Below are 5,319 nucleotides of genomic sequence, written 5' to 3'. Positions count from 1 at the left end.
GGAGACGAGCGGGGAGCCGGGGCGTACGTTCCCACGGTCGACTTCGGGGTCGCCGACGGGATGCGGACGATCGTCGCGCATCTCGCCGGGCTCGGGCATCGGAGGATCGGGCATGTGGCCGCCGCGGTCGACCAGTGGACGTTCCACGCCCGCGGCGACGCGCTCGCCGCCGCCGTCGCGGCCCTGCCCGGCGGGCGGCCGACCCGGTCCGCCTGCGCGATCGACGTCGGCTCGGCCAAGGCCGCCGCCGGGCGGCTGCTGGACGACCCCGACCGGCCGACCGCGCTCGTCTGCGACGACGACCTGATCGCCGCGGGCGCCTACAAGGCGGCGCGGGCGCGCGGCCTGGACATCCCGGCGGACCTGTCGGTCACCGGGGTCGACGACGTGCTCCTCGCGACCGCGCTGGAACCCGAACTGACCACCGTCCGGCTCCCCGCCGAGGAACTCGGCGCGCAGGGCATGACGGCCCTGCTCGACCTTCTGGCCGGCGGCCGCCCGGCCCCCCGCGTCCTTCCCGGCGAGCTGATCGTCCGCGACTCCACGGCGGCGGCACCACCGGCCCGATGACCGGAGCCTGGCCCCGCGGATTCTGCAAGCGCCGAGATCGGCTGTAGCGTTGGACATATCCACAGCTCACACGGCATTCATATGCGAAACGATATTGATTCTCCCCCAATATCAATATTGGACATCGTCGGAGCGGACTGGTGTGCTCGCCGTATGCGAACAAGATCAGCCCGATTCAGGACCGTCCTCGGGACCACCGGTCTCGCGCTCTCCCTCCTCGGCTCGGCCGCCGGATGCGGCGGTGGCCCCGAGACCGATAACGCGATCCCGCAGAGCGCCACCGCCGGGTTGCGATCGTCGCCGGACGCCGCCGCCCCGTCCCAGAGCGCGGTCGGCAAGCAGCTTCGCGCGCTCGAGAAGACCCGTCAGGTGCGCATCGGCGCGTATGCCATCGATACCGCGAGCAACCGCGGCGTCGGATACCGTGCCGACGAGCGTTTCCCGTTCCTGTCCACGTTCAAGGCCGTGGTGTGCGGCGCGGTCCTGCAGAAGGCCCGCCGCTCGGATCCCGGCCTGATGGACCGGGTCATCCGCTACAAGGAGTCCGACCTCGTCGACCACTCCCCCGTCACCGAGAAGCACGTGAAGACCGGCATGACCGTCGCCGAACTGTGCCGCGCCGCGATCACCGTCAGCGACAACACCGCCGCGAACCTGGTGCTGAAGCAGATCGGCGGCCCCGCGGGCGACACCGCGTTCTTCCGCTCGCTCGGTGACCGGCGCAGCCGGCATGACCGCTGGGAGACCGCCCTCAACGACTGGAAGCCGGGGGAGCGGCGCGACACCCTCGTGCCCCGGGACTGGGCCCGCGGGCTCCGGACGCTCACCACCGGGACGGCGCTCGCGCCCGCCGACCGGACACGCCTGATCGGCTGGATGAAGGCCAGCGAGACCGGCGCCGACCGCATCCGCGCCGGGCTGCCGGAGGGCTGGACCGCCGGCAACAAGACCGGCACCGGCGGCACCTACGGCACCGCGAACGACATCGCGGTGGCGTGGCCTCCGGGCGGCGGCGCGCCGCTGATCATCGTCGTCACGACCAACCGGCGGGCGGCGGACGGCACCGAGGACCCGGCCGCGATCGCGAAGGCCGCCTCCGTCCTGGTCCGCGCGCTGCGGCCGGCGGGCTAGCGGCACCATGGTCCCGGGCCGTTCCACCGCGTCCGCGCGTCCGCTTCAGGCCCGGGGCCCGTCCCCCGGCGGGAGGTCCGCCGACCGCCGGACCATCCTCGTGATGGCCACCGTCCAGGTCGCCGTCGGGCTCGGCTTCTACTCCGTGTTCGCCCACGTCGTCGCCCATCTGCGCGACGGCGTGGGGCTGGCCGCCGGGACGATCGGCCTGGTGCTCGGCGCCCGGCTCCTCATCCAGTACGCGCTGCTGCTGCCGGTCGGGGCGCTGACGGACGCGCTCGGCGCACCCCGGGCCGGGACGCTCGCGTGCGTGCTCCGCGCCTGCGGGTTCGCGCTGCTGGGCACGGCGGACGGGCTCGCCGGGCTGACCGCGGCGGCCGTCCTGCTCGGCGCCGGCGGCGCCGTCTACCATCCGGCCGCCCAGTCGGTGGTCGCGGGACTGTCGCCCGCGCGCCGTTCGGGCGGGTACGGGGCCTACCTGGTCGGCGGGCACGTCTCCGCGGTGGTCGGCCCGCCGGCCGGCCTGGTCCTGCTGGGCGCCGGCGGGTTCCCCGCGCTCGCGGCCGCCGCGGCGGCGATGTGGGCCGCCGCCGCCGCGCTCTTCCTGCTGCTCCCGGCCTCCTCGCGCTTGCCCGGGGCCTCGGCGCCCCGGACGTTGACGCGGAGCATCGGCGCGGTGGTGCGCGACCGCCCGTTCCTCCGGTTCGCCGTGATCGCCGGCCCGTCCACCCTGCTCGTCGGCGGGACCACGACCGTCGTCCCGTTGAAGGGCTTCACCTCCGGCTGGACGACCCTGTTCTTCTGCGTCGCCGCGGCCGTGGTCGCCGCCGTCCAGCCCTGGTGCGCCTCCGGCGGGCGCGCCGGCCGGCCCGGCGTCCTGCGGGCCGGGCTGGTCCTCTCCGGCGCCGGGTACCTGGCGCTCGTCCCGCTGGACGGAGCCTCCCTCGCGGACGGGCTCGCCGGGGGCGGAGACACCGCGCAGGCCGCGGGGCTGCTGGCCGCGGCCGTACTCGGCGGGCTCGGGACGGGCCTCATGCAGCCGTCGATCTTCCAGGTCGTCGCGCGGCACGCGCCGCCCGAACGGGTCGGCGCGTACCTCGGGACGTCGTCGTTCCTCGCCGGGATGGTGGCCTTCGCCGGCGCCCTGGCCGTCGGTGCGCTCTTCGACGCCGGGGCCGCGGGCGCGGCGGCCGCGCTCAGCGGCCTGGCCGTCCTCGCGCTCCTGGCCGCCTGCGTCCGCGGGCGCCTGCCGGCGTGACCGCCGCCCCTGCTCAGAGTCCCTCCGGGAAGGTTCAGAGTCCCTTCAGGAACGTCGCGGCGATGGGGGCCGCGGCTTCGGCGCCGGTGCCGCCGTCCTCGACGATGACGGCGAAGGCGACGTCCTTGCGGTAGCCGACGAACCAGGCGTGGGTCGGCGGTTCCGCTCCCGACCCGAACTCGGCGGTCCCGGTCTTGCCTGCGGTCCCGGCCGGGAAGCCGACGTCGGACGCGGTGCCCTCGCTGACGACCGCCGGCATCAGGGCCTGCAGGGCCTTCCCGACCGCGGGCTCCAGCTTCCTCGGCTGCACCGGCTTGCGGCCCCCGGCGTCGGCGGCCTGCGCGGCGAGCGCCGCGTCGACGATGCGGGGCGAGCGCCAGGTGCCGTCGGCCGCCGCGGCGGCCACGCCCGCCATGTTGAGCGGGCTGGTCAGCACCCGGCCCTGGCCGAAGGACGCCGACGCGAACGCGGCGTCGTCCTTGTTTCCGGGGAACGCGCCGCGGACGGCCGGGAGCCCGGCGATGATCGGGACGTTGAAGCCGAACTGGCCCGCGACCTGGGCGAGGCGCTCCTGGCCGAGCTTGTCCACGGCCAGGCGCGCGAACGTGGTGTTGCACGAGTGCGCGAACGCCTCGCGGAACGGGATCGTCCCGAAGTCCTCGTCCTCGTAGTTGTGGAAGGAGCGCCCGCCGATCTTGGTGGTGGCCGGGCAGGCGACGCCCGTACGGGGGCTCACCCCGTCCGCGACCAGGGCGGCGGCGGTGACGATCTTGAACGTCGAGCCGGGCGGGTACTGGCCCATCAGGGCGCGGTTGTAGCCGCCGGGCTTGTTCGCCACGGCGAGGATCTCCCCGGTGGACGGGCGCAGCGCGACCATGGAGGCGTTCTTCTTCGCGTCGCCGAGCGCCTCCCCGGCGGCGGTCTGCACCTTCGGGTCGATGGTCGTCCGCACGGGCTGGCCGCCCTTGCCGCCGAACCGCTGCAGGGTCTTCACCGCGTTGCCCTGGCCGTCGACGATCTGCACGGCGAGCGCGGGCGTGCCGGCGAGCCGACGCTCGTACTGCCGCTGCAGGCCGTCCGCGCCGGCCGTGTCGCCCTCGCGGTAGGGCGCGCCGAGTTCCTTCGCCGCCTTGGCCGACAGGGGCCCGAGCGGCCCGGCGAGCTGCCGGGCGGACCCGGAGTCCGAGGCGCTCAGGTCGCTGCCGTCCGCCGCCAGGACGGCAGCGCGGTCGGACCAGGCACGGGACGCGACCAGCTTCTGCCCTTCCTTGAGGTCGGGGTGCAGGAGTTGCGTCGACCATCGGACGCGCCATTCCCCGTCCCGCTCGACGAGCGGCAGAGCCCCGTCGTAGGTGAAGGTCCGGTCGCCCGCGAGCGTCAGCTCGGCGGTGTAGGCGCCGCCCGCCTTGCCGCCGTCCGCGTCCCCCACCGAGGCGACGGTGTAGCGCTGGCGCGTGACGCCCAGGTCGGTGCGCATGGCGGCGACGCGCTTGTCGAAGTCGGCGGGCGGGCCGTCGGTCAGCGTCCTCATCGCGGCGACGTCGCCGCCGCTCCAGGCGGCGAGGAAACGCTCCGCGGCGTCCCGCGGGCCGTCTCCCCGGCGCAGGAACCACACCGCTCCCGCCCCCACGATCACGACCACCACCGCGACCGCCGCGGCGATGATCACACGGGTCCGGTGCATCCTCGATCTCCTTTCGCCCCCTTGACGGGGTCTCCTCGCGGGGCTCCTCGCCGGAGTCACGCCGGCGGGGTCCTCCTGATCAAGGCACAAGGACACCAGCCGCACGCCGAAATGTCCAAGATTGATATCAGTGTCACAGAGATAGGCGGATTGATATCGTTGCTGCTCGTGAACGTCGTCGGCCATCTTCAGTGCTTCGTCATCGTGGCGGAGGAGCTGCATTTCGGCCGTGCGGCGGAGCGTCTCGGCATGGCGCAGCCGCCGCTGAGCCAGCGTATCCAGCGGCTGGAGCGCGAACTCGGCGTCCGGTTGTTCGACCGGTCCAGCCGCAGAGTGGAGCTGACCGCGCCCGGCAGGCTCCTGCTGGACGAGGCCCGTGACATCCTCACCCGCGTGGATCGCGTCTACTCCGTCGCCGAGCGGGCGAGGCTCGGCGAGGTCGGCACGGTGCGGGCCGGGCTGCCGAGCGACCTCGGCGGCACGATCGTCGCCGCGCTGATCGCCGCGTTCCGCGCCCGCCGTCCGGACCTGCGGCTCGACCTGCGGGAGACGGGAACGGCCGAGCAGGTCCGCGCGCTCGCGGAAGGCGCGCTGGACGCCGGGGTCGTGCGGCATCCCTGCGACTCCCGCGACCTGGAGCTCGGCCCGATGCTCGGCCAGCCGCTCGGCGTCCTGC

Annotated in this window: 5 protein-coding genes; 4 read left to right on the top strand and 1 reads right to left on the bottom strand. The window is 74.6% G+C overall.

The annotated features are described in order from the left end of the window. The 3 genes from E1281_RS37185 to E1281_RS37175 all read left to right on the top strand — a co-directional run. The coding region (locus tag E1281_RS37185; protein WP_131884393.1) for a substrate-binding domain-containing protein at nucleotides 1-570 on the top strand (570 nt) is incomplete at its 5' end. A gap of 153 nt (nucleotides 571-723) precedes the next feature. Further along, nucleotides 724-1,701 carry a class A beta-lactamase gene (gene bla, locus E1281_RS37180; protein WP_131884392.1) on the top strand — a complete coding sequence of 326 codons (978 nt, stop codon included), beginning with the start codon at nucleotides 724-726 and terminating at the stop codon, nucleotides 1,699-1,701. A gap of 103 nt (nucleotides 1,702-1,804) precedes the next feature. Further along, entirely contained in the window at nucleotides 1,805-2,959 is a 1,155-nt protein-coding gene (locus tag E1281_RS37175) for an MFS transporter (protein ID WP_165959270.1), read from the top strand. Nucleotides 2,960-2,993: 34 nt separating this feature from the next. On the opposite strand, the gene E1281_RS37170 is transcribed toward E1281_RS37175, so the two are convergent. After that, nucleotides 2,994-4,643, bottom strand: a complete 1,650-nt coding sequence (locus tag E1281_RS37170) for a penicillin-binding transpeptidase domain-containing protein (protein ID WP_131884390.1) — start codon at nucleotides 4,641-4,643, stop codon at nucleotides 2,994-2,996. A 168-nt stretch (nucleotides 4,644-4,811) separates the two neighbouring features. Here E1281_RS37170 and E1281_RS37165 point away from each other — a divergent pair. Continuing rightward, nucleotides 4,812-5,319: LysR family transcriptional regulator (locus E1281_RS37165; protein ID WP_131884389.1), on the top strand; the 508-nt coding region annotated here is incomplete at its 3' end.

The sequence above is a fragment of the Actinomadura sp. KC345 genome, assembly GCF_004348515.1.
Lineage (GTDB): Bacteria > Actinomycetota > Actinomycetes > Streptosporangiales > Streptosporangiaceae > Spirillospora.
The sequence above is the reverse complement of the archived record's forward strand: the minus strand, read 5'-3'. Positions and strand labels throughout refer to the sequence as shown.

Bases quoted from the DNA above. Each gene is read 5' to 3' on its own strand.
- bla (WP_131884392.1), top strand. From the start codon at position 724: ATGCGAACAAGATCAGCCCGATTCAGGACCGTCCTCGGGACCACCGGT.
- E1281_RS37175 (WP_165959270.1), top strand. From the start codon at position 1,805: ATGGCCACCGTCCAGGTCGCCGTCGGGCTCGGCTTCTACTCCGTGTTC.
- E1281_RS37170 (WP_131884390.1), bottom strand. From the start codon at position 4,643: ATGCACCGGACCCGTGTGATCATCGCCGCGGCGGTCGCGGTGGTGGTC.